The 22,880-nt window shown below is 47.8% G+C and carries 24 protein-coding genes, 2 tRNA genes and 1 pseudogene; 7 read left to right on the forward strand and 20 right to left on the reverse strand.

Translation table 11 applies throughout. From position 1 onward, the window contains the following. Window positions 1-70: 70 nt before the first annotated feature. Together lon and ACPXXB_RS12335 are read right to left on the reverse strand one after the other, a co-directional pair. Window positions 71-2,437, reverse strand: coding sequence for an endopeptidase La (gene lon, locus ACPXXB_RS12330; RefSeq protein WP_423907812.1), 2,367 nt, complete (start codon window positions 2,435-2,437; stop codon window positions 71-73). A gap of 339 nt (window positions 2,438-2,776) precedes the next feature. Then, window positions 2,777-4,039 carry a Zn-dependent hydrolase gene (locus tag ACPXXB_RS12335; RefSeq protein WP_423907813.1) on the reverse strand — a complete coding sequence of 421 codons (1,263 nt, stop codon included), beginning with the start codon at window positions 4,037-4,039 and terminating at the stop codon, window positions 2,777-2,779. A 39-nt stretch (window positions 4,040-4,078) separates the two neighbouring features. Here ACPXXB_RS12335 and ACPXXB_RS12340 point away from each other — a divergent pair, with 39 nt between their 5' ends. Beyond that, complete coding sequence (locus ACPXXB_RS12340; RefSeq protein ID WP_423907815.1) at window positions 4,079-4,252, forward strand: hypothetical protein; 174 nt, start codon at window positions 4,079-4,081, stop codon at window positions 4,250-4,252. 13 nt (window positions 4,253-4,265) lie between these two features. Here the strand turns inward: ACPXXB_RS12340 and ACPXXB_RS12345 are convergent, their stop codons facing one another. From ACPXXB_RS12345 to prfB, 8 genes are all read right to left on the reverse strand, one after another. Further along, window positions 4,266-5,186, reverse strand: a complete 921-nt coding sequence (locus ACPXXB_RS12345) for a dimethylarginine dimethylaminohydrolase family protein (RefSeq protein WP_423907817.1) — start codon at window positions 5,184-5,186, stop codon at window positions 4,266-4,268. Window positions 5,187-5,471: 285 nt separating this feature from the next. Continuing rightward, window positions 5,472-6,203 carry a lipoprotein-releasing ABC transporter ATP-binding protein LolD gene (gene lolD, locus ACPXXB_RS12350; RefSeq protein WP_423907819.1) on the reverse strand — a complete coding sequence of 244 codons (732 nt, stop codon included), beginning with the start codon at window positions 6,201-6,203 and terminating at the stop codon, window positions 5,472-5,474. After that, a complete protein-coding gene (locus ACPXXB_RS12355; RefSeq protein WP_423911190.1) occupies window positions 6,200-7,444 on the reverse strand; it encodes a lipoprotein-releasing ABC transporter permease subunit in 1,245 nt (414 codons plus the stop codon). The genes lolD and ACPXXB_RS12355 overlap by 4 nt, the downstream gene beginning before the upstream one ends. Window positions 7,445-7,560: 116 nt before the next feature. Then, complete coding sequence (locus tag ACPXXB_RS12360) at window positions 7,561-8,067, reverse strand: hypothetical protein (RefSeq protein WP_423907821.1); 507 nt, start codon at window positions 8,065-8,067, stop codon at window positions 7,561-7,563. Continuing rightward, complete coding sequence (locus ACPXXB_RS12365; protein WP_423907823.1) at window positions 8,064-8,729, reverse strand: ParA family protein; 666 nt, start codon at window positions 8,727-8,729, stop codon at window positions 8,064-8,066. Before ACPXXB_RS12365 ends, ACPXXB_RS12360 begins: the two co-directional genes overlap by 4 nt. Before the next feature lie 9 nt (window positions 8,730-8,738). After that, window positions 8,739-8,936, reverse strand: a complete 198-nt coding sequence (locus ACPXXB_RS12370) for a ParA family protein (RefSeq protein WP_423907824.1) — start codon at window positions 8,934-8,936, stop codon at window positions 8,739-8,741. Between the two features lie 32 nt (window positions 8,937-8,968). Beyond that, window positions 8,969-10,462: a lysine--tRNA ligase gene (gene lysS, locus ACPXXB_RS12375; protein ID WP_423907826.1), complete on the reverse strand. Its 1,494-nt coding sequence runs from the start codon at window positions 10,460-10,462 to the stop codon at window positions 8,969-8,971. A gap of 40 nt (window positions 10,463-10,502) precedes the next feature. Next, a protein-coding gene (gene prfB, locus ACPXXB_RS12380) for a peptide chain release factor 2 (protein WP_423907827.1) occupies window positions 10,503-11,601 on the reverse strand; the annotation gives its coding sequence in 2 pieces (ribosomal slippage) (window positions 10,503-11,525 and window positions 11,527-11,601; 1,098 coding nt in all). A gap of 162 nt (window positions 11,602-11,763) precedes the next feature. Between prfB and ACPXXB_RS12385 the strand changes: the two genes are divergently transcribed. The 3 genes from ACPXXB_RS12385 (at window position 11,764) to ACPXXB_RS12395 (ending at window position 12,433) form a co-directional block, all read left to right on the forward strand. Further along, window positions 11,764-11,850, forward strand: a tRNA-Leu gene (locus ACPXXB_RS12385). Window positions 11,851-11,881: 31 nt separating this feature from the next. Next, a complete protein-coding gene (locus tag ACPXXB_RS12390; protein ID WP_423907829.1) occupies window positions 11,882-12,082 on the forward strand; it encodes a DUF6356 family protein in 201 nt (66 codons plus the stop codon). Window positions 12,083-12,166: 84 nt separating this feature from the next. Further along, entirely contained in the window at window positions 12,167-12,433 is a 267-nt protein-coding gene (locus ACPXXB_RS12395) for a Fic family protein (RefSeq protein ID WP_423907831.1), read from the forward strand. Between the two features lie 175 nt (window positions 12,434-12,608). Here the strand turns inward: ACPXXB_RS12395 and ACPXXB_RS12400 are convergent, their stop codons facing one another. From ACPXXB_RS12400 to ACPXXB_RS12435, 8 genes and pseudogenes are all read right to left on the reverse strand, one after another. After that, on the reverse strand, window positions 12,609-12,971 hold the full coding sequence (locus ACPXXB_RS12400) for a methylated-DNA--[protein]-cysteine S-methyltransferase (RefSeq protein ID WP_423907833.1): 363 nt from the start codon (window positions 12,969-12,971) through the stop codon (window positions 12,609-12,611). Between the two features lie 152 nt (window positions 12,972-13,123). Continuing rightward, the gene (locus ACPXXB_RS12405; RefSeq protein ID WP_423907835.1) at window positions 13,124-13,714 is read right to left on the reverse strand and encodes a bifunctional transcriptional activator/DNA repair enzyme AdaA; all 591 of its coding nucleotides are present in this window, start codon (window positions 13,712-13,714) and stop codon (window positions 13,124-13,126) included. 147 nt (window positions 13,715-13,861) lie between these two features. Continuing rightward, complete coding sequence (gene glyA / locus ACPXXB_RS12410) at window positions 13,862-15,124, reverse strand: serine hydroxymethyltransferase (protein ID WP_423907836.1); 1,263 nt, start codon at window positions 15,122-15,124, stop codon at window positions 13,862-13,864. Between the two features lie 126 nt (window positions 15,125-15,250). Next, window positions 15,251-15,919, reverse strand: a pseudogene (locus tag ACPXXB_RS12415) (hypothetical protein); the annotation flags it as partial. Window positions 15,920-16,041: 122 nt separating this feature from the next. Next, on the reverse strand, window positions 16,042-16,899 hold the full coding sequence (locus tag ACPXXB_RS12420; RefSeq protein WP_423907837.1) for a 50S ribosomal protein L11 methyltransferase: 858 nt from the start codon (window positions 16,897-16,899) through the stop codon (window positions 16,042-16,044). Window positions 16,900-16,999: 100 nt separating this feature from the next. Next, window positions 17,000-17,530: an L-tyrosine/L-tryptophan isonitrile synthase family protein gene (locus ACPXXB_RS12425; RefSeq protein ID WP_423907839.1), complete on the reverse strand. Its 531-nt coding sequence runs from the start codon at window positions 17,528-17,530 to the stop codon at window positions 17,000-17,002. 163 nt (window positions 17,531-17,693) lie between these two features. Continuing rightward, complete coding sequence (locus ACPXXB_RS12430; RefSeq protein ID WP_423907840.1) at window positions 17,694-18,215, reverse strand: hypothetical protein; 522 nt, start codon at window positions 18,213-18,215, stop codon at window positions 17,694-17,696. Between the two features lie 56 nt (window positions 18,216-18,271). Next, window positions 18,272-19,483, reverse strand: a complete 1,212-nt coding sequence (locus ACPXXB_RS12435) for an MFS transporter (protein WP_423907842.1) — start codon at window positions 19,481-19,483, stop codon at window positions 18,272-18,274. A 132-nt stretch (window positions 19,484-19,615) separates the two neighbouring features. Between ACPXXB_RS12435 and ACPXXB_RS12440 the strand changes: the two genes are divergently transcribed. Further along, window positions 19,616-19,948, forward strand: coding sequence for a hypothetical protein (locus ACPXXB_RS12440; protein ID WP_423907844.1), 333 nt, complete (start codon window positions 19,616-19,618; stop codon window positions 19,946-19,948). Window positions 19,949-20,014: 66 nt separating this feature from the next. Here the strand turns inward: ACPXXB_RS12440 and tgt are convergent, their stop codons facing one another. Beyond that, the gene (gene tgt / locus ACPXXB_RS12445) at window positions 20,015-21,121 is read right to left on the reverse strand and encodes a tRNA guanosine(34) transglycosylase Tgt (protein WP_423907846.1); all 1,107 of its coding nucleotides are present in this window, start codon (window positions 21,119-21,121) and stop codon (window positions 20,015-20,017) included. 24 nt (window positions 21,122-21,145) lie between these two features. Then, on the reverse strand, window positions 21,146-22,216 hold the full coding sequence (gene queA / locus ACPXXB_RS12450; RefSeq protein ID WP_423907848.1) for a tRNA preQ1(34) S-adenosylmethionine ribosyltransferase-isomerase QueA: 1,071 nt from the start codon (window positions 22,214-22,216) through the stop codon (window positions 21,146-21,148). Window positions 22,217-22,413: 197 nt separating this feature from the next. Here queA and ACPXXB_RS12455 point away from each other — a divergent pair. Both ACPXXB_RS12455 and ACPXXB_RS12460 read left to right on the forward strand, forming a co-directional pair. Beyond that, a tRNA-Leu gene (locus tag ACPXXB_RS12455) sits at window positions 22,414-22,500 on the forward strand. 32 nt (window positions 22,501-22,532) lie between these two features. Continuing rightward, complete coding sequence (locus tag ACPXXB_RS12460; protein ID WP_423907850.1) at window positions 22,533-22,706, forward strand: hypothetical protein; 174 nt, start codon at window positions 22,533-22,535, stop codon at window positions 22,704-22,706. The last annotated feature ends 174 nt before the right edge of the window (window positions 22,707-22,880 follow it).

Raw genomic sequence — 22,880 nt, forward strand, 5'->3', positions numbered from 1 at the left:
GAAAAAGTTGGCGATGCGCGCTAACGCAGGATAAGGGGCAGTGATTTTCGGCTTCGCCGAAAAACTGCCCCTAAAACAAATGCGCTACGACATCGGGATAGCGGGATACAAAATTCGCTTTAATACCCTTGGTAATATAATCGGGCAGATCTTCGTAATCACCGCGATTGGCTTCGGGCAGGATTAGATTGCGGATTTTCATTCGGCGTGCGGCAATGACTTTTTCTTTGATGCCGCCGACCGGCAGCACTTGTCCAGTGAGTGAAATCTCGCCAGTCATGGCGATGGATTTTTTGATGGCGCGGCCTTTGGCTAATGAAATCAGGGCACAAGCCATGGTGATTCCGGCGCTGGGGCCGTCTTTTGGTGTTGCACCTGCCGGTACATGCAGATGGATCATGGCGTTTTTGAAAAACGTTTGATCAATGCCAAATTGTTCTGCGTTGCCAAGCACATAGCTATAAGCAATCTCTGCCGACTCCTTCATAACGTCGCCAAGCTGCCCGGTTAATTTAAATCCGCGATTAAAACTATGACTGCGCGTTGCTTCGATGTCCAAGGTGGTGCCGCCCATTGCGGTCCAGGCCAGTCCGGTTACCACACCGACACCGGCAATTCGATCTTCGTCATTGAAAATGGGCTTGCCCAGATACTGTTCAAGATTTTTCACGGTAACATGAATCGGCGCTTTGTTTTTTTTAAGCAATCTCATCACTGCCTTTCTGGTAATCGTTCCCAACATCTTTTCTAGTCTACGCACCCCCGCTTCACGGGCGTATCGCTCAACAATTTTTCTCATCGCCAGGGTATCGATTCGAAGTTGGCCACGCTTTTTAAGGCCAACTCGTTGTAATTGTCTGGGCAACAAATGCTTGCGGGCAATAACAATTTTTTCCGCCGCCAAATAGCCGGACAATCGAATCGATTCCATCCGATCAAGCAATGGCGCGGGAATGGTGTCGAGTTGGTTGGCGGTGCAAATAAACAAGACATTGGATAAATCCACCCGCACATCAAGATAATGATCGAGAAAATCCTTGTTTTGCTCAGGGTCGAGAACTTCAAGCAAAGCAGACGCAGGGTCGCCACGAAAAGAGTCTCCAATCTTGTCGATTTCATCCAGCATGATCACCGGGTTGGCGGTTTTACATTCCCGCAGCGCCTGAACAAACTTGCCCGGCATCGCCCCGATATAGGTTCGACGATGGCCCTTGATTTCCGCTTCATCGCGCATGCCGCCTAATGAAAATCGGAAAAACTCTCGACCCAATGCGTCGGCTACCGACCGCCCCAGAGAAGTCTTGCCCACGCCCGGCGGCCCTACCAGCAACATGATTGATCCTGCCACCTTGCCTTTCATTTTTCCTGCGCCGATGAATTCGAGGATGCGCTGTTTGACTTCATCCAAGCCTTCATGATCGCGGTCTAATATAACGGCCGCATTTTTCAGAACCAGGGAATCCTTGCTGTGTTTACCCCAAGGTACGCTGGTCAACCAATCCAGGTAATTGCGGGTTACCCCATATTCCGGCGACCCGCGTTCCAGCATCGACAGTTTGTCCAGCTCTTCGTCAATGCGACTTTGCGCCTGCTCCGGCAACACACACCCCTCCAATCTACCGCGGAAAGTTTCGACTTCCGATTCACGGTCGTCCTTGGAAATACCCAGTTCTTTTTGAATAAACTTAAGCTGCTCGCGCAAAAACATTTCGCGTTGGTGCTGGGTTATTTCGCCTTCGATGTGCGCGCGAATCTCGGTTTGCGCCTTGGCGACTTCAACTTCCTTTTGTAACAGCACCAGAGTCTTTTCCATCCTCGGCAATAACTCAATGGTTTCGAGTATTTCCTGCATCTCGACCGCATCCGCCGTGGTTAAACTGGCGCCAAAATCCGCCAACCTGGCCGGTTCGCCGGTTCTGAAATAGTTTAGAAACATCTTCAGCTCTTCACCATACATCGGATTAAGCGGCAACAACTCCTTGATGATATTTACGATGGCGGTGGTATAGGCTTTGATTTCGGTTGATTCTGCCGGACTCAGTTCAGGGAAATAACGCACCTGCACGGTAAAGGGGCGTTTTTCAGAAACCCAATTGGTGATTTCAAAACGCTGCAATCCCGCCAAAACAACATGATATTGATCTTCCTGCTGCTCGATGTGATGAATCTTGCATACCGTGCCGACCGACCTGAAGTCCTTGGATTCTATTGCCTCGGGCTTGACCCCGTCGGTGAAAACCACGCCTACGGCGCTTTGATCGGCCTTATGTATCGCCTTTAATGTCTTACTCCATCTACGTACATCAAGCACCAGCGGCAATACCTGAGCGGGGAAAAAAGGTTTTTTCTCCAGCGGTAATAAATGCAAAACTCCGGGCAATACGTCTTCCGGCCTGGCCAGTTCATTAACTACATTTTCAACTACGTTATCGTTCATTGATTATATGTACCATAATTCGCCCGAGAATAAATATGAAGAAATATATGGGGGTTTGGATAGAATTGCCAAGGGCGGCATCGATTTTGCAACAATGTCCGGGTTCGCCACATACCAGACAAATCAAGCAGCTTGCATGAGTTGTTGATAGTACACCGGCGGCGTCGGAAAACCTGATTCAATCATTACAGGGATTCCAACGCCAAGGCACTTTACGCACAAAAATGAATATCGCATCGCAAGGTGAATTATTTGCCTTGTTCCTGGACGCTTTGAGTCAATCCCGAATGCAACCGGCGGCGTGCTTGATTACCCGTAAAGCCAGACCACCGATATGGGTCAAACATTCGCCGTTTGCAAAACCGCATGCAATAAAACATTGGCTCCGTCTTCACAATCTTGCGGGGTTGCGGATTCTTGTTCGTTATGGCTTAAACCACCGGCGCAAGGAATGAAAATCATCGCCGCCGCCGTTTTTGCCGCGACATTGAAAGCATCGTGACCGGCACCTGAGATAATATCCTGGTGACGGTATCCCAGCGTTTCGGTGGCGCAACGGATGCGTGCCACCAATTCATCGGCAAAGCGCACAACCGGAGAATGCCATACCGGCCTACAGTCAAGCGATAAATGCGGGAATTCTTGCCCCAAAGTGGCAAGCGCGGCATGCAAATTCTCATCCATCGCTTGTAGCATTTGTTCCTGAGGATGACGCAAATCCACGGTTAAGGCTACCCGCCCTGGGACCACATTGCGGGAGCCGGGAAAGGCTTGCAATTGCCCGATAGTCGCTCGCCCATCACTGTTTTTATCGGCTACCTCATAGACTGCGCTCAACAGTTTCGGCAAAGCCATCACCGGGTCTTTACGCAAAGCCATGGGCATAGGCCCAGCGTGCGTTTCTTCCCCCCGCATCAGCACATCATACCAGCGAATCGCTTGCCCGCCAGTAACAACGCCGATGCTATTACCGGATTGCTCCAACAACGGCCCTTGTTCGATATGCAATTCAAAATAGGCTTGCAGAGGATGGCGCAAAGACGACTTGGGCGCGTCATAACCCAGCCGCCGCAGTTCTGCGCCAACACTGATGCCTTCGGCATCTTTCGCCGACAACGCCGCTTGCAAGGACAATTTTCCGCCATAGACGGCAGAGCCCATCATCGCCGGCGAAAATCGCGCCCCTTCTTCATTCGTCCATACGATAACTTCCAGCGGCGATTTTGTAGCGATTTTGTGGTCGTCCAAACTGCGTAACACTTCCAAGCCCGCCAGCACACCCAGAACGCCGTCAAAACGCCCGCCGGTGGGTTGGGTATCCAAATGGCTTCCCAGAGCGACCGGCGCAGGCACATCATCAGACTCACCATCAGCATCAGCATCGCTATTTTTACCAGCGCGACGCACAAATAAATTGCCGATGGCATCATAGCGCACAGCATAACCGCTGGCACGACACCATTGCAGAAACAATTCCCGCCCTTGTTGGTCGCTATCGGTAAGCGCCTGACGGTTACAACCACCGTTCGCGGTTGCGCCTATGTCCGCCATCTGCATCAGGGTGTGCCACAGACGCTCCCCATTTATGCGAATTTGTTGCATCGCTACTCCTTTATTTAATTTGACGATATATCTCGTAACATGCAATTTATCTTAATCGGTATAGCGGATAAAACAAGGAAAAGCATAATCAGCATACCCATAGTCCAGGAAGCGAAAAACACATCGCCACCCATAATTCCCATGTATCGGACCGGTTTTCGTCAGGATTTCGTTTTCACCGGCGACCCGGCGCCCATCGATGTGAATTTCTGATTTCGAGAACCGACTAACCCGGATCTCTCCGCAACGCCTGGCACATGCAATGCACTCCGCCTCCGCCCGGCGTGATCATCGACACATCCGGATCGTAAACTTTAATGCCCAAGGCGCGGACTTTTTCTTTCAAAACCTTGCTTGTTTGCGGCAGCAGAATCCGGTCGTTGCCCAGCGCAACCACGTTACAGCCAAGCTCCAAGGTGTCCTGAAATGGCACTGCGACCATTTCGATTTGTTTTGATTTGAGCCACAAAATTACTTCCGGGTCGGTGGACTCAAGGCAGACGGCGGCGAGCTTGGGAGCCAACATAACCACCATGAGGTCAATGTGAACATAGAACGGGTCAATGTCGGTCAACATGACTTCCCATCCTTCGGCTTCAAACCATCCTTGCAATTGCAACGCCGCCGGTTCGTGGCTACGGCCTTCATTCCCCTCCCAGCCGATCAGCACAGATCCCGGTTCGATCACATTAAAATCCCCGCCCTCGAAATGTCCAGCGGTTACATAGTCATAGACCGGGATGCCAAGACGCTCATAGGTTTCGAGCGCACGGAAGTTCTCGCCCCGTCGCCACCAGTTTGCCATATTGGTGATGATTGCTCCATATGGCGTCATCACCGACGAATCCCGCGCAAATACCTGATATGGCAATGCCTGGTCCGGCGCGTGGAAATGACAGACGACCCCAGCTGACTCATAAGCGGACACCATTTCAGCATGCTGCGCTTTGGCTACATCATAATCATACGCAAGATTGCGTCGGATGCTTTTCTTCGATACCGAACTGGTTTCCAGCCAGCGGTAGTGGTCCACGGGCCCAAGCAGAATATCGCGCAATACGCCATAGTCGCAATCCGCTCCCCAGTTCCGCAGCACCGGCGTGCCGCCGCCTTCGCGCCTCGTCCGCAGTGAGAAATTGTTATTCATCTTGGCAGTGGGCGGGCGGGCCGCCACAGGAAACCACTGCGAATTGATTTTTCTTCGATATTTTCATTGCCTTAGCTGGGGAATATGCGAATCCCGCCAGATTATTGAATATACTCCAGAATCATACACCCAAAACGATGCAACCGTTGTTTTGTGCCGCCATTGATTTGATATGCTTCGCTTTGGCCTGCATCGGGCTGTCTCCTTTGTGTTCGACCCCGGACAACAAGCATTCAAATTACCTTGAGCCTTTTACTCGAGTACTGGCATTGACCAGGAAAAGGGCTATGCCTTAGCGTGTAACTTACCATCCTTAATACTGACAATTCGCCCGGTTTTGTGTGCAAGTTTTAAGTTATGGGTCACCACAATCAGGCTGGTTCCAACATCCTGATTTAGCTCCAGCAACAACTCATGAATAGCATCGGCGGTATGGGAATCCAGATTACCCGTGGGCTCATCCGCCATGATGCATTTAGGTTTTGTCACCATCGCCCGCGCAATGGCGGCTCTTTGCCGTTCACCACCGGACAGCTCTCCCGGCTTGTGTTCAATTCGCTGTCCCAACCCCACTCGCTCAAGAATGTCTCGCGCCGTATCAAATGCCTGTTCGGCGCTGGTTTTACGTATCAACAACGGCATCGCCACATTTTCAAGGGCGGTGAACTCCTGGAGCAAATGATGAAATTGATAAACAAAACCTAACGCCGCATTACGCAAATCACCCCGGGCTTTTTGAGACAGGCGATTAATATCCCGATTGTCAATCATGACTTTTCCACTGGTCGGTTCGGCCAAACCACCCAGAATATGCAACAGCGTGCTTTTCCCCGACCCGGAAGCGCCGACAATGGCGACTTGCTCCCCTCGTTCAACCTGAAATTCGATATCCTCCAACACCTCAACTGTAATCGGCCCTTCATCAAATGTTTTAGAAACATTCCGGCAATCAATCACTAAATTATCGCTCGGCAAATTATCAGCACCCAAATTATCGGCCTCCTGATGCGTACTCATTCGTACCTCAACGCCTCAGCCGGTTGAACTTTAGAGGCTCGCCAGGCCGGATAAATGGTCGCGAGAAAACTCATCGACAGCGCCGCAAAAATAACCCGTGCCACGTCGGCCCAGCGCATGTCCGCCGGGAAATCGCTGATCACATAAACGTCCAACGGGAACAATTCCGTATCGAAGAAGTTTTCCAGGGCGGGGATGATGGTTTCCACATTGAGCGAGGTAATTACGCCAAACACGCCACCCAATAAAATGCCGATCACGCCAATTATCGATCCCTGAATCATAAACACTTTCATGATGCTTGCCGGGCTCATACCCAAAGTCCTCAGGATTGCCACATCAGCTTGTTTGTCGGTGACAATCATGACCAGGGTTGAGACAATATTAAATGCGGCTACCGCAATAATCAACAACAGCACGATGAACACCACCCGCTTTTCGATTTCCAGCGCGCGAAAAAAGTTGGCATGTTCCATAGTCCAGTCGCGCACCCGAAACTCGTCATTGAGTTGCCGAGAAATTTCGATTCGAAACCTCCGCGCTTGCTCAACATCGTTAAGCTTGAGCCGCAGACCGGTGACTTTATCCTCAAGGCTCAGCAACTTCGCAGCATCGTCGATATGGATTAATGCGATGCCGCTATCGTATTCGTACATGTTGATTTCAAATAATCCAATCACGGTAAAACGCTTTAACCGTGGCAACAGACCGGCTGGCGTTACCTTGCCGTTTGGCGCCACCACGGTCACTTTTTCACCGAGACTTACACCCAGCGATCTTGCTAAATTTTTACCCAGAATAATGCCAAAAGACCCGGACTGCAAAGCATCCGGGTCGCCTTCGACGATATGGTTAAGTACCTCGGACACTGCTCGCTCCTGGTCGGCATCGATACCGCGAATCAACGCGCCGGTCACTCGCGCGCCTTTGGTAATCATGCCCTGCCCTAACACAAAGGGCGCCTGGGCCTGGACTTGAGGATGGCTGGAAATTCTGTCGGACACGGATTTCCAATCGTCCAGATAACCATCGAAATCACTGATAGTGATATGAGAAACCACGAATAAAATTCGGTCGCGAAGATCCTTGTGAAATCCATTCATAATCGACATAACCGTAATCAATGCCCACACCCCGAGAACGATGCCTGCCATGGAGGTCATGGAAATAAACGAAATAAAATGATTGCGCCTTTTAGCCCGCGTATAGCGCAAACCAATAAAAAGCTCTAACGGCGGCATCACCGGATTCGTTCCTTTAAATCAGCAAGCCATTTCACGGTGCGGACACAATATAGTCGTTGCGAATGATAAGGTGGATTATTAATTTTTTTTGGGAAAAGGGCTGCTTGTCGGTTTTAAGCGGAACGGCCTTGTCTGCTAAACCCTTCTATAGCCCGTGCATAGGACTCCAGTCTTTTGGGGGGGGCATAGAATCCACGATCCAGCATTTCGCGCAGTTCGCTTGTTTCCAAACTAGCCAGTTCTTTGAACACGGCGACGGTTACTTGCTGTCGCGATTTAATGCGCGACACATCCCTTCCGCCGCCTAAAAAATCCCGTACATGGTTGACATTCGGCATGAACTCTTTCGCTTCGTACTTTTCCGCCATGATGGCAAGAATTTCTTTTTTCTTATCGTCGCTTATGTCAATGGATTTCACGACTTTCACGGCGTTAGGCTTTGTTCTTTTCTTGGTTGGTTTCATGGATGATTGATTAGCGACGACACGGCGAATTTTCGCCCCGCGATTTGCGACGGCGGATTTTTCCGAGCGCATACCGCTAAGTGTTTTGCGGATATTTTCGTAGCCAAAGCTGTTTATTAAAACACTCAAGGTTTTTTGCACTTGTTCTTGTTTCATTGTTCCTTCTCTTGTTTGCCGAGATCAATTTTGGCAAGAATTTCTTTCGCCACATCCGGCCATTCAATCCCCGCGTTTCCCAAATATCCAGCGTACGGGTCTTTTGCCCATCTGGGGTATGCATCGGAATGATCCATCCGGTTCGTGAAAATATCCCACTTATAATCTTTTGCTTTTTTTCTGATGTCTATTAGTGAATCACGTCCATCTGCGGAAGAACCATATCCACTTGTTTTTGTTCTATGAACAAGCACTCCGCACACATCTATTGTATGTCCGCGATTGCCCGTGCGAAAAGATTCGAGCGATTGTTTCATTAACGGAAAACCAATGGTTGAGAAAAATTCCAGTTTCACCGGAATTAAAACATAGCGGGAAGCGTGATACGCCGCTTTGGTGAAAATTGATTCCGTGGGGGCGCAATCAATCAAAATTAAATCTTTGTGTTGCATGTGCCGCGCGATGAATTTTGCTAGCACTCTTTCATCCATTTTTGTGGCGCGAACAAGGTTATCCGAGAAATCAAATCTTGACGGAATAACTCCCAGTTTCCATTTTGCCAGCCACCCGGAGGACACCTGCTTGATAACACCCGCCGCATCCAAAGGGTAGGAGGCAGGTTTGTTTTTGGTGGGCACCGCATAACCAGAAAACAACTCCACGATGGAAGGTTATCTTTCGTCCATGAATTTAGTGTAGTCGTCGGTCGTCATCAACGCCTGACTTAAATTCGCCTGCGGATCCAAATCTACAGCGAGGACATCCAAGCCTTGTCGCGCCGCATAACGCGCGAGCAGAGCAGTCACGGTGGTTTTGCCGACACCGCCTTTGAGATTGATGACGGAAACGACTGTGGGCGTATTGCTCATAATGGTGGATTCTATCACAAAGTCGGATATGCTCAGGAATCAGAAACTGTTTCATGGCGCATATGCGGAAACAACACCACGTCCCGAATCGACGGGCTATCGGTCAGCACCATCACCAGCCGGTCGATGCCGATACCCTCTCCGGCGGTCGGCGGCATGCCATATTCCAGTGCGCGGATATAATCGGCATCAAAATGCATCGCTTCATGATCGCCGGCGTCTTTATGTTGCTGTTGTTTCTTGAATCTTTCAGCTTGATCCTCTGGATCGTTCAATTCAGAAAAGCCATTGGCAATTTCTTTTCCATCCACAAAGAACTCGAAGCGATCGCTGATTTCAGGTTGGTCATCATTACGTCGTGACAAGGGCGATACTTCCACCGGATAGGCGGTAATAAAAGTCGGATCAGTCAGTTTCTCCTCTACCCGCTTTGCAAACACCTCGGTCTGAATTTTGCCCACGCCATGACCTGGCAGCGCGTCAATGTCAAGTTCAATCGCCAGTTTGGTAATCGCCTCCAAATCGGTTAGCTGGGATTCCGTTATATCCGGGTTGAAGTGGAGTATCGACTCAATCATGGTGAAACGTCGGAAAGGTTTTGAAAAGTCGAGAATTTGACCCTGACTTTCCACTTTGGTATCACCCACAACAGCCTGGCATACCCCGCGCATCATTTCTTCAGTCAAATCGATGAGGTCATGGTAATCCGCATATGCCCAATAGAATTCAAGCATTGTGAACTCCGGGTTGTGGCGCGTGCTCACACCCTCATTCCTGAAGTTACGATTTATTTCAAACACGCGCTCAAATCCCCCGACCACTAATCGCTTTAGATACAACTCCGGTGCAATGCGCAGAAACAACGCCATATCCAGGGCATTGTGATGGGTGCTGAACGGGCGCGCCACGGCCCCGCCGGGAATGGGATGCATCATCGGTGTTTCGACTTCGAGAAACCTGCGTTCGGTCATGAATTCCCGAATATATTGAATCGCTTTAGCCCGGATTTTGAAAACCGATCGGGTTTGCTCATTCATGATTAGATCAACATAGCGTTGTCGATAACGGGTTTCCGTATCGGTTAAGCCATGAAATTTTTCGGGCAGGGGTCGCAATGCTTTGGTCAGCAATCTAATTCGGTCCACCCGAATGCTTAACTCTCCGGTTTTGGTATGAAATAACTCGCCTTCCGCCGCAATGATGTCGCCGATGTCGTATTTCTTGAATTCTTCGTTATAGACATTCTCGAGCAGCCTATCCCGTTGCAAAAACAACTGCATTTTGCCGCTCATGTCCTGAATGTGGGCAAAGCCGGCTTTGCCCATGATTCTTCGGGACATCAACCGTCCGGCAACTTTGACGCGAATGGTTTGCTGCCCGACGCCTTCGCCATCCTCAGAATATTTTTCCAATAGATCACCGACAAATGCGTCTCGTCTAAAGTCATTGGGAAACGGATTGCCCTGAGCGCGTAACGCGGTTAGTTTGTCGCGTCTTTGCTGGCTTTGGTCGCTTTCTTCGCGCATTGGTATTGTTCCGGTTTTACGGGTGGTTTTATGCGGGTGGTTATAGGCCAGCCTTGAGGCTGGCTTCAATAAATTGATTCAAGGAGCCATCCAGAACCGCCTGAGTATTGCCAGTTTCAACACCGGTTCTCAGATCTTTTATGCGCGCCTGGTCTAATACATAAGATCGAATCTGATGGCCCCAACCGATATCGGATTTATTGTCTTCTTCTGATTGTTGTTGCTGGCGGCGCTTTTGCAATTCCGCTTGATACAATCTGACTTTTAACATGGACATCGCCTCAGCGCGGTTACGATGCTGGGAGCGGTCATTTTGGCACTGTACCACGATTCCGCTCGGATTATGGGTTATGCGAACCGCCGAGTCGGTGCGGTTTACGTGTTGCCCGCCGGCCCCGCTGGCGCGATAGGTATCCACTCGCAAGTCCGCAGGATTGATATCAATTTCAAAGCTATCATCAATTTCCGGATAGGCATAGACCGAGGCGAAGGAAGTGTGCCGTCGATTTCCCGAATCGAAAGGGCTTTTACGAACCAACCGATGAATCCCGGTTTCGGTGCGCATATAACCGTAGGCATACTCACCGGACACTTTAATTGTGGCGCTCTTGATTCCGGCTACGTCCCCTGGGGAGCGCTCGACCAACTCTGATTTAAATCCCTGACCTTCAGCCCATCGGCTATACATGCGTAATAACATTTCCGCCCAATCCTGAGCTTCTGTGCCACCAGAACCTGATTGGATATCGACAAATGCGTTAAGAGCATCGGCCTCGCCCCTGAACATCCGTCGAAATTCCAATTTGTCCAGCTTGGATTCAATGATTCCGACATCCTCGGCCACTTCCTCAACGATTTCGGTGCCATCTTCGGTTTTAGCCAAATCCAGCAATTCCAAAGCATCAGCAATATCCCGCTGCAACTGATCCAATCCATCAACCACTTGCGCCAGATTAGCTCGTTCTTGTCCGCGCTTCTGCGCCTCTTCCAGATCATCCCATATCCCCGGATTTTCCAGAATCAGTTCGACTTCCTGCAGTCGATCTTTCTTGCCTTCATAGTCAAAGATACCCCCTTAACGCCGCCATGCGCTCGCTCGAATGGGTTAATGAATCGGTAAGTTCGTTTGGAGTTGACATAGCCATACCATTAATAGTTGGGACACATTTTCAGACCGGCGAGGATACCTAGTTTTCGCGGCGAATAACATAGCAAGCCGCAATATCAGACAAGAACGCAACCTAAACGCAGTTCAAATTGACATGCAACGGCGCAATCGGTACAGTCCACTTTCATTTTATGCCGAGGTGGCGGAATTGGTAGACGCGCTAGCTTCAGGTGCTAGTGGGCGATTGCCCGTGAAGGTTCAAGTCCTTTCCTCGGTACCAGACCGTTAACGCCCCCACGCCAAAACATACTATGCTTAATGCCAGCAGATCTCACTTAGCAGAAGTTGAAGAAAGTTACTTTGAACACCAGAGCGTGGCATTCCGTTATGCCGGAAATTGTTTGAAAGCGGCGATAATGGCATTCGCTCACGGAATAGTGCCAGGCTGGTTTCAAACCAGTGCCAGCGATCTCGTTAAGAAGATCGCGAATAATAGAAAGCTTCAGGCCTAATTCATGGTTGCGCAGGGCCACCGTACCACATGCCTCAACTCGAACACATTGAAGCGATAGAAAAACGCTTATGGGGCGCGACTGATGAGTGGGGAAATGGCATCTTCTGTGCAAGGAGATTGCTTACGTTTTCACCATTGCCTGGTTAAAATCCATTTGTTTGCGAATGGTAATGGTAGGCATGCGCGTATTATTGCAGATGCGTTATTGCAAAAAATCTTACATGAACAACCGATCGATTGGAACGATGGCCATTTACAAAACATTGGTCAACATCGTAGCGAATATATCGCGGCATTAAGGCAAGCGGAGGCTGGCGATTATCAATCTTTGTTTGATAAGTTTCTGTGAAGGCTACATAAGCTTAGATACATTTGGCTCTCCGAACCATGATGATCTCTCTTATGATCTTGGGTTATGCGGATCAGGGCGATAAATTTTTGAATTAAATCTGTGCTTGTAGAACAAATTATTTTACATTGAATTCGAATCGAATGTACGCCTTCTCGACCTGATTGACGACATACTAAAATCTGGCGCTAAAACCCTCATGATTTAACAGCCAGGCTTTTCGGTGCATTCCTCCAGCGTAGCCGCGCAACGATCCATCTTCACCGATAACCCGATGACAGGGAATTATAATTGCCAGCGGGTTGTTTGCATTTGCGCTGGCCACCGCCCGTACTGCTGTTGATTGTTTAATGGCGCTTGCCAATTGGCGGTAGGAAATTGTCTCGCCCACGGGAATTGTTTTCAGCGAATCCCATACTCGTTGTTGAAAGGCGGTGCCATCGGCAACAATCTGCAATCCATCAAACGCCTTCCAGTCACCGCTGAAATAGCGGTCCATCCTGCTTTGCATATTCAACACATTTGCTTTCCGAGTCATTTCGAAATTTCCGTATCTTCGCCTAAGCAGTCTCTGAACACGCTCATCGTTATCTGCGAAATCCAGAAAGCACAATTTATTGCCATCGGCAATCATCAAAATTTCGCCAATTCCGTCAGTCGGGCTTTTATAAATAGCTGAGCAAAATTTTTTCATGTTTGCAACTGTATTGAATGTATGGTTTTATTAGAATGGGCCTTCGGGAATGGGCCTTCGGGAATGGGCCTGGCGGGAATGGACATGACGCAACTCGCTGGGAGGTGCGCCATATAATTTATGAAAGGTGTCATTGAATCGGCACTGTCTGAAATCAATCGCTTGGCCAACAATACCCGCCTTGAGCGCGCTACGTCCCTTGGACTCGCACCGACATGTTTGGAAAATAATCGTCTAAGATATCGATCACTTATCCCTAATCGTTCAGCCAATTCACTCACGGTATGGTTATCCAACGCCCCTTGATCAATCAGCGTTAGCGCTCTTTTTACGGTTGTTTTGACACCATTCCAGGCCGGGCTGTTCGGCGCCGATTCCGGCCGACAGCGCAAGCATGGCCGATACCCCGCTGCCATGGCCGCAACGGATGAGAGATAAAATTCACAATTCTCGGGCTTAGGCGTCACCGCCGGACAAACAGGGCGGCAGAATATCCCTGTACTGCTCACTCCGGTAAAAAACACCCCGTCATATCGAGCATCCCGATTTTTAACAGCAGCATAACAAGTTTCAAAATCAAATAACATGCCGACAAGTATACCTACTTAGCTGCCAGCCGCTGGCGAAAATCGGACCTGAACGTCGCCTGATTTTTTCCGCCCCTGATGGTTATTTCTGCATAAGCGCGTTGCGTCATCGCCAAAGCAAAGTGATCTTAGAATCAATCAACGTCCTTATGCTTGCCCTTCATATACGGGAAACCTGCCGCACAATTCGATAACTTTTTCTTTTACGTTTTGAATCACCGACTGGTCTTCGATATTTTCCAAAATATCGCACATCCAACCTGTCAGTTCTCTAGCTTGGTCCACACCAAATCCGCGGGTAGTTATGGCCGGGGTGCCCAACCTCAGACCGCTCGTTACAAACGGCGATCTTGGATCATTAGGCACTGAATTTTTGTTTACCGTAATATTCGCTTGACCCAATGCAGCATCGGCGTCTTTTCCGGTGATGTTTTTATCAATCAAGTCCAACAGAAACAGGTGATTGTCCGTTCCACCCGAAACAATGTTGTAGCCACGCGCCTGGAATACCTCAACCATTGCTTTGGCGTTGTCCACAACCCTTTGTTGATAGTCTTTGAAAGAAGGCTCCATAGCCTCCTTGAACGCAACCGCTTTGCCAGCAATGACATGCATCAATGGACCACCCTGAGTACCCGGAAAAACCAATGAATTTAATTTTCTGGTTATTGTTTCATTCTCCCGGGCCAAAATCATGCCGCCTCTGGGGCCGCGCAAGGTTTTATGGGTGGTAGTGGTGGTCACATCGGCAATAGGCACCGGGTTAGGATAATGACCGGTGACCACCAACCCGGCAACGTGCGCCATATCCACAAACAGGTAGGCGCCCGCCCTATCTGCAATTTCCCGAAATCGCTGCCAATCCATAATTCTTGAATACGCGGAAAATCCTGCGACGATCATCCTCGGCTTATGCGCTTTGGCCAGCGATTCCACTTCATGGTAATCAACCTCGCCGGTTGCGTCATCCAGCCCATATTGGACCGCATTATAGATTTTCCCCGAAAAACTGACCGACGCACCGTGGGTTAAGTGCCCGCCATGCGCCAGACTCATTCCGAGAATGGTGTCGCCCGGTTCAACCAACGCCATATACACTGCTAAATTCGCTGAAGATCCAGAATGAGGCTGGACATTGGCATAATCCGCATCAAACAGCTTTTTCGCGCGCTCAATGGCGAGGGATTCAGCGATATCAACGAATTCGCAGCCGCCATAATAGCGTTTACCGGGATAGCCTTCCGCGTACTTGTTGGTCAGCGCCGACCCTTGCGCCGCCAACACTCGCGGACTGGTGAAATTCTCCGAAGCGATTAATTCTATGTGTTGTTCCTGGCGTTGTTCCTCTTTGGCCATGGCCGCCCACAATTCGGGATCCAGATCAGCGATACTTTCATTTTTTTTAAACATGTCAGGCTCCAGATATAGAGTTAGCCTTCAAAACTTGGTGTTTTCGAGCCATGGTTTTCGAACCACCAATTGTATAGAAAGAACCCCTGTAATTACACATTAAATTTATTGCCAGTCACATAAACCTTACTGCGAAATTGATATTTCAATATTAGGAATATCGATCATCTCTTCTGCGTGATTATATTGAAGATTTAATTCATACTCTTGTCCGGATGTTGGAGTGCCACTTACAGAAACCTCCTCGGAAACATGGACAACTGTTTCAAATCTTAATGCATTGGCAAGCCCACTGTTTATAGCGGTCACACGCGCTTGAGCAGTTACTTCAATGGGGAGTTGCTCGTTAAAGCAAAAATCGTTCAAAATGACATTGTTAGTCTTTAAGATCGGACACTCTAAATCTTCCCGCTCTCGAAATGGATAGCGAAAGTGTATTCCAAGTGGTTCGAAATTCGCTACAACCAAGCTTACCAGGTTGGTAATACCGCATGGAATAGTTACTCCTTTTGGTTTTAAATATTGTAGAAATTGGTTCTGAAGCTTGACTTGAGGTTGGAGTAGCAAACCTGCACTTAATACTTCGCAAATAAGGCAGTCGAACATCTCGTGAAGCATGGTATCTTCAAGAGTGTCGACGAGTCTTATTTCTATGTTATCAATATTAGTCGCACTAGCGATCATTTGCTTTGCGATCTCGAACATCTCCAGATCATCTTCGATGGCAACTATCCGTGATGCATACTGCGCAGCCAAGATGCTGAGAGGACTTGTTCCCGATGCGACTTCCAAAACCGAATTTTTGGGTCTATCCGGTTCTTCATGACATTATTAAAGCTATAAATACGTCCAGTATCAAAAAATGGGGTAATGTACCCACCCATGGAAAGCCGATAGTAGATTTCAACATGATTTCGTTACTTCTCAGTGTTTAAGCTGATTACCAATTGGTTCCAACCGAGCCCATAATTATACTCAATTGATGCCTTCAATCTTTCACCATCCGAAACGTGTATCGACCGTTTTAATGGGACAATGTATGGTAGAAATAGTGTTTGGCCATCATCAACCAAGTATTTATCGTTAAGTACTGCATTACTTTCTAAAAGGACAGCATTGATTATTCCATCTGCATGGCATATGAGTTCAATATTTGTCACATTTACATTATGACTTTCCAAAGTCATAAAATCGGTGGTGTGAGATCTAACTGTATTAGATAACTTAATTGCCTGTGAGTTTCTCAGTTCCCGGATATAATATGGTGCATCAATCGTGGTGTCAAAATATCTTAGCGGTGCATGAACTGCAGTTATGAAATTGTTCATTCTCGCTGGGATCATCTTTGCGGAGGCCTTCAAATATCGTTGAAGATTTATACAGACAGAAGCTTGTTGCTCGGTAACAAGCCAGGTCGAAAGCAGTTCGCAAATAACTAAATCAATAGGTTCACATAGATTCAACTCCTTAGTAGCATCTTCGGATATAATATCGTAATTCAAGGCTGGTAACTGCTCTCTAGCGAAATTGCTTTCAGCGATTTGACGCATGTCGGCCATCCTTTCTATCGCGTATACTTTTTTAGCACCAGCCCGGGCAGCTAAGATAGCGAGAATGCCTGACCCGGTTCCAATATCCAGTACGACATCGGATGAGCTGATGGCAGACCGAATGGCCTCCTCGAATGGCTTAACGCGGCGTTGGTCAATGAGCATTTCGTAATGGTAGGATGGATTGAAGGATCCCATTGGAATACTTGATTTACGTCGACGCATGATACGTGGCTTTCAATTAGATGTGTATATGTACAGTGGATGCTCGCCGTTGGAAAATGGATAGTTCTCTGGCGATAGGACCACACCCGTCATAGGTCGATTATTTGGTTTCTGGTTCACAGAAAACATCGGAATACCTAATCCCATTAGATAGAATCGTAATGCTTGCGCCTGGAGAATATAAAATACCAATACCTGATGCGAGCTCATAAAGCCTTAAAAGAGCTGCAATTTCTGACAGATATACTTCAGAGCCTTGCGATGCAAATGTGCGCAAGGGATGGCACCCTTTACAAGGAAAAAGACTTAGAATTAGATTGATCGGTTGGTCACGATTTATCGCCAGTTGGAGCTTATTCAGAAAGCTATTACGATGAGACCCATCAATTTTAGTTTCGGGATGGCAATACCGATCGTTAGTCAGAAATGATAGTATTTTTTCTTCGATTCGAAGTGAAGGGATTTTCTCGATTGATCGTACGATGCTCAACGCCTTTTCATATACCTGTTCCTTGAGAGATGTAAAATTCACATCTGCAACAACTGTTTGAACGGGGTGATAGATGTCTGTCTCAGAAAGAGGTGGTGAAAATTTAACTTGGCTGATTCGCGGTACAAATAAAGTAGTCATGACTTTTGTTTCCAGACTACAAATGGATGATTAGGGGATGAGAATGGATAAATTTCCGGATCCAATGTTATCCCTTCGACCCGCTGACCATTCCTCAAGATGTTCGCAGCGAAATCAACCCGGATATCTTTGAGCCTAATTGGTTCCTGTATGCTCCCCCTAATTATTCCTTGACCACAATGTGCGAATACATGAGTAGATTTATTGATAGGTGAATGCCCAACTGCCGAACCTTTGGATGGACAGTACAGCGAATCGAATTACGAAATAACTGTTTGTGAGGCTCTTCGATGCCTACAACCTGGTTGATTGCGATGAATCGACAGGCGCTGGCCACACTAGGTTGTAAAATTTTTCTAGAAATTTCGCCGAATTCAGAAGGAAAGAAACTAAAGACCAACTCTATTGGTTTGCGCTCATTGATGGACGTTTCAATAGATTCTATAATTTCATCGTATACCTCTTGAGGATAAGAGAGCGAGCTACGGCGATATTTTCCTGACGTAATAAGTGCCCAAATTTGCTCAGCGTAACTTCCAGAAGAAGTTTTTGCGATTCGCTTGGCCGAGTTACAAGCCGATTCACGAGCTTCCTCAACCAAGTATGAAAACACGATATTTCCAGACTGGAGTTCTATAGTAGAAAATTTGATCGGAATATGAAAGAGGAGGGGCAAATCGCCCATCTCCGAGCTTTATATTCGATTCTAGACCAGATTCCATAGTGATGATCTCTTCCATTTTATGTTTCCGTAGAATATTGTTTTAGCACTATATAATTGAGCAGACTAAAAATTAGTAAGGCTAAGGTGGTCAAAATGCCACCGACGAGCAAAATTGAGACCCAGCCGATTGTATAAAGAGCCCAGCCAACAAACATAGAGGCAAAGAAATTTCCTAAGTCAATGGAGAACTCGTTCAACGGCTGCGAAACGAGACCTTGTTCTGCCGACCCAGAAGTAAAAAGCAGCGTGGTACCTCCAAGAAAAGTAAAGTTCCACCCAAGCCCTAGAAGTACTAGCGCAACTTGAAATGCTGGAATGGTAGTTGATATCAGGAGAATGAATAGGCAGATGGCGTATAAGAAAAATCCTATATATACAATTCTATTGGCTCCAATATAATCCAACAGATAGCCTGAGATAACGAATGGGATAAACATCGCAAAAAAATGATTCTGCATTATGATTGCTGTAGTCTCTAGAGAATAGCCCAAATTATCTACTAAAGTGAGAGGGGAAGCATTCATAATCAGCGTCATGATGATATAACCAGTAACAGAGGCAGTAGCGGCACGTAAAAATAGGGGGTATTGAAGCTGAAACCGCACTTTTCCCATCAGGCATTTAAAATCTAATGTATGGCTTTTAGAATTCGGTCGCGGACCGAATTTGATCAAAAGGCACAGGACAAATGCGATCATATTAATGGCAATAAGAGCCAACCCAAGTGATGGATACAGATGAGTATCAAACAAGCTGTTTACAGCTAAAGCGGAATGTGGACCGACTGCAGCAGCGATGATACCGCCGCCAAGAACGATTGACACCGACCGACCGTGCCACTGCTCGGGGGTTATTTCAAGTGCTGCAAATCGTAGATAAGATGAAGAGGCAGTTAGTATTCCAACCAAAAAACCAGCGGTGAAGATTGAGATAAAGCTAGAATATGCCCAAGCCGCGTAACAGAGTACACCGCTTGCCATACCTGCTATAGACCCAATAAGAAAACCAAGCCGACGGCCATATCGAGCCATTAGCATAGAAATCGGAATCACAGAAATAGCTGCACCAGCCACAAAAGCTGAAATCGGTAGAGTGCTATATATCGGTTCCCCAGCGTAATCCTTGCCAATCAATCCGCCCATTAAGAAAAATGCGAAAATAGTGCTCATAAAACACGAGTTTACAAGTCCCATACAGGCTATTGATAACCACGAAATTTTTTTCATCATGAACGAATTTGTTTATACTGGCTTAAACAACTCTTTCTCATTCTGCTATCTTACGATAAACTTGGTTGCCTGGGACAGCCCTCATTATATGCAACAGCGTTTAGCCAATCTCCGGGGCTCAAACGGCTACAGTTGACCAATCTGTATACAACATTTCCATTCGCAACCCGCAGGAATCTTCGGGCGGATCGGAAGGAAGTATTTGCAGTGTTTTCAGTTCAGGACATTTTCTCCAAAACCGATTTTTGCCGTAATCGCCGCTACCAGTGCGTCAACAATATCATCTCGCGCCACATCCTTCCTTTTGAATTTCTCGCAACAGCATCTATACACCTGCTCTGCTTCCGGAAAGTGTTTGTCAACTTCGCGAATATCGCTACCGACAAAATGATCGTGTTCACCGCCCACACCCAACCCGACGCAGAGCCATCCGGCCTTGCATCCGTCAATGCCCCAAAAGAGTAATTTTTCGCTTATATAAGGTTGGTTAAAGTCATTACTAATAACAGCAGGACGAATTTTATCAAATCCTCACTGAAATTTTGGACTGAAATTTTGGGCGAGTTCATCGAATTGGTTACACGAAATTGCGGCCCGAATTCGTTGCATCAAATTTTGATAGTAGTGCGTATTGTGCAAGGAGCACAAACGCGCGCCAAGGATTTCGTTGTTTTTATGCAGGTGCTTTAAATACGACCGTGAATAATTCTGACAGGTATAACACAGGCAGGAACTGTCCACCGGATTAGTGTCCAGTCGGTATTGACTGTTTCTGATTTTGACCACTCCGCCATCCGTATATAACCATCCGTTTCGTGCGTTTCGAGTGGGCAGGACACAATCGAACATATCCACCCCTTTGGCCACGCAATCCACAAGATCTTTTGGTGTCCCCACACCCATTAGATAGCGTGGCTTATTTTCCGGCATTCGATGGACGAGTGCATCGACAATTCGCATCATTTCTTCTTTGGGCTCGCCGACCGATAAACCACCAATGGCATAACCATCGAAACCTAAATCAGTTAAATGTCCAAGCGATTCCAGTCGCAGGTTTTCATACATTCCACCCTGAATTATTCCAAACAACGATCCCTGCCCCGAATAACTGTGTTTGCATCGCTTGGCCCATCTGGCCGACAATTCCATGGAAGCGCGTGCTTCGTTTTCAGTCGCTGGCCAATGCGTGCACTCATCAAAAACCATTACAATATCCGACCCCAGGGCTTTTTGGATGTCCATGGATTGTTCAGGCCCAAGAAAAATTTTACTGCCATCCACTGGCGAACGAAATGTTACGCCGCCTTCTTCGAGTTTTCTGAGCGCTTTCAAACTCCATACTTGAAAGCCGCCGGAATCGGTCAAAATCGGGCGATGCCAATTCATAAAATCGTGCAGTGTGCCATGCGCTTGAATCACTTCTGTTCCCGGTTGCAGCATCAAGTGAAACGTATTGCCCAAAATAACTTGCGCGCCTGCGGATTCGACTTCTTCCGGGATAAGGGACTTTACCGTGGCGCTTGTACCCACAGGCATGAATGCCGGTGTGCTGATATTTCCTCGACTGCAGGACAACTCGCCGCAACGCGCCTTGCCCTGAGTCGCATTGCCCTGGTTTGATTTAATTGTGAATTTCATGGCTTGGCTTTTATATCTTGACTTTTATGGCTGTCGCTGCAAAAACATCGCATCCCCATAACTATAAAAACGGTAGCCGTTATCAATCGCATGCCGATACGCCGCCATTATTCTTTCATAACCCGCAAACGCACTGACCATGATTAGCAATGTGGATTTGGGTAAGTGGAAATTGGTAACCAGTGCATCAACGACGTTAAATTTATAGCCCGGAAATATAAACAAATCAGTATCCATGGCATCGGGCATTAATCCACCGGATTGCGCAGCGCTTTCAAGCGCTCTGACCACCGTGCTGCCCACGGCGATGATTCTGCCACCCTGAGCTTGGGTTTGGGCGATTTGCTGACAAACTTGTTCGCCAACCTCGATGCGCTCATAATGCATCTGATGGGAGCGAATGTCCTGGCATCGAATCGGCTGAAAAGTGCCCGCCCCCACATGCAGCGTAATCGCGCCCCAAGCCACGCCACGCTGATGAAGACGATCAATTAAAGGTTGATCAAAGTGCAACCCCGCTGTTGGCGCAGCCACCGCACCAGGAGTTTTGGAATAGACCGTTTGGTAACGGTCGCTGTCGAATGCGCTGGCATCACGAGCAATATAGGGCGGCAACGGCATGCAACCCCATCGCTCAAAAGTGTCCCTGACGTTATAACCTCTCGGAAACAGCAACTCAAAAAACTGGCCGCGACGGCCACTAACCACCAACGCGCAATCGCCGGGCGCTGATTTATGCTCGTTGCCGGACACTAAATGATGCTCGTTGCCGAGCAATAACACCTGGCCCTTTCGAATCGGTTTGTTTGAACCCAGCATAACCAACGCGCATCGATCATCCACAATCCGCTCCAACATGATTTCCACTTTGCCCCCGCTCGGTTTTTTCCCAAACATTCGGGCCGGCAATACCCGGGTATCATTGACTACGAGCAAATCACCTGGATTGAGCTGGTCGATGATGTTCTCGAATTGAATATCCCGATAATCCTCATCTGATTCGACAACCAGCAATCGGCTGGACGACCGCTTCGGTGTGGGGAATTGTGCGACTAGCGATTCTGGTAAAGAGTATTCGTACTGACTGATATCCATGTTGTAATTACAAGTTAATGTCTGCTGATTTTATTGGCCGATTTTATTGGACATTTGCTATGAAGGGTTATTTCTTTTCAGTTAGCGCCTTGCCGATGTCGATTCGGATCGAAATAAATTCATCCCCCCCCATATCATTGGAAATGGCACTGGAAATGTTGCATCTCAGATAAAAACCTATTATGTTCCAGCTGTGTGCCGGGGTGGCGAAATTGGTAGACGCGCCAGATTCAAAATCTGGTTGGGGCAACTCAGTGTCGGTTCGAGTCCGACCCTCGGTACCATTTCTTTTTGAACTTTTTTGGGTAATCAGTCCATGGAAACACATAAAGACCCTCATAAAGGCACCCCTAAAAAAATCAATCCAAGAAACAAAATCGCCATCTCCCCTTTGTTGAAAAAAGGCCATGCCCATCAATCCAAAAAGGATTACAACCGGGAAAAAGAGAAGGAAAAGCTAAAAGATGCTTTGTCTCAAGATTACAAATAAGCAACCCGAGTGCGAAAGGCGGCGGCCCCGATAATCCAGTGAGACACCCGCGGCGCAAGCCGTCGCATTATAAAAAGCGGGAACGGTGAGACTCTGGGGTGGTGTTTAGTACTGCTAAAGCAAACACAAAACAAAAGGGCGCTGGATTGTGCGTATCATCCCTGATATGCACCC

This window comes from Candidatus Spongiihabitans sp. (genome assembly GCF_965237845.1).
In the GTDB taxonomy this organism is placed as follows: Bacteria; Pseudomonadota; Gammaproteobacteria; order Arenicellales; family Poriferihabitantaceae; genus Spongiihabitans.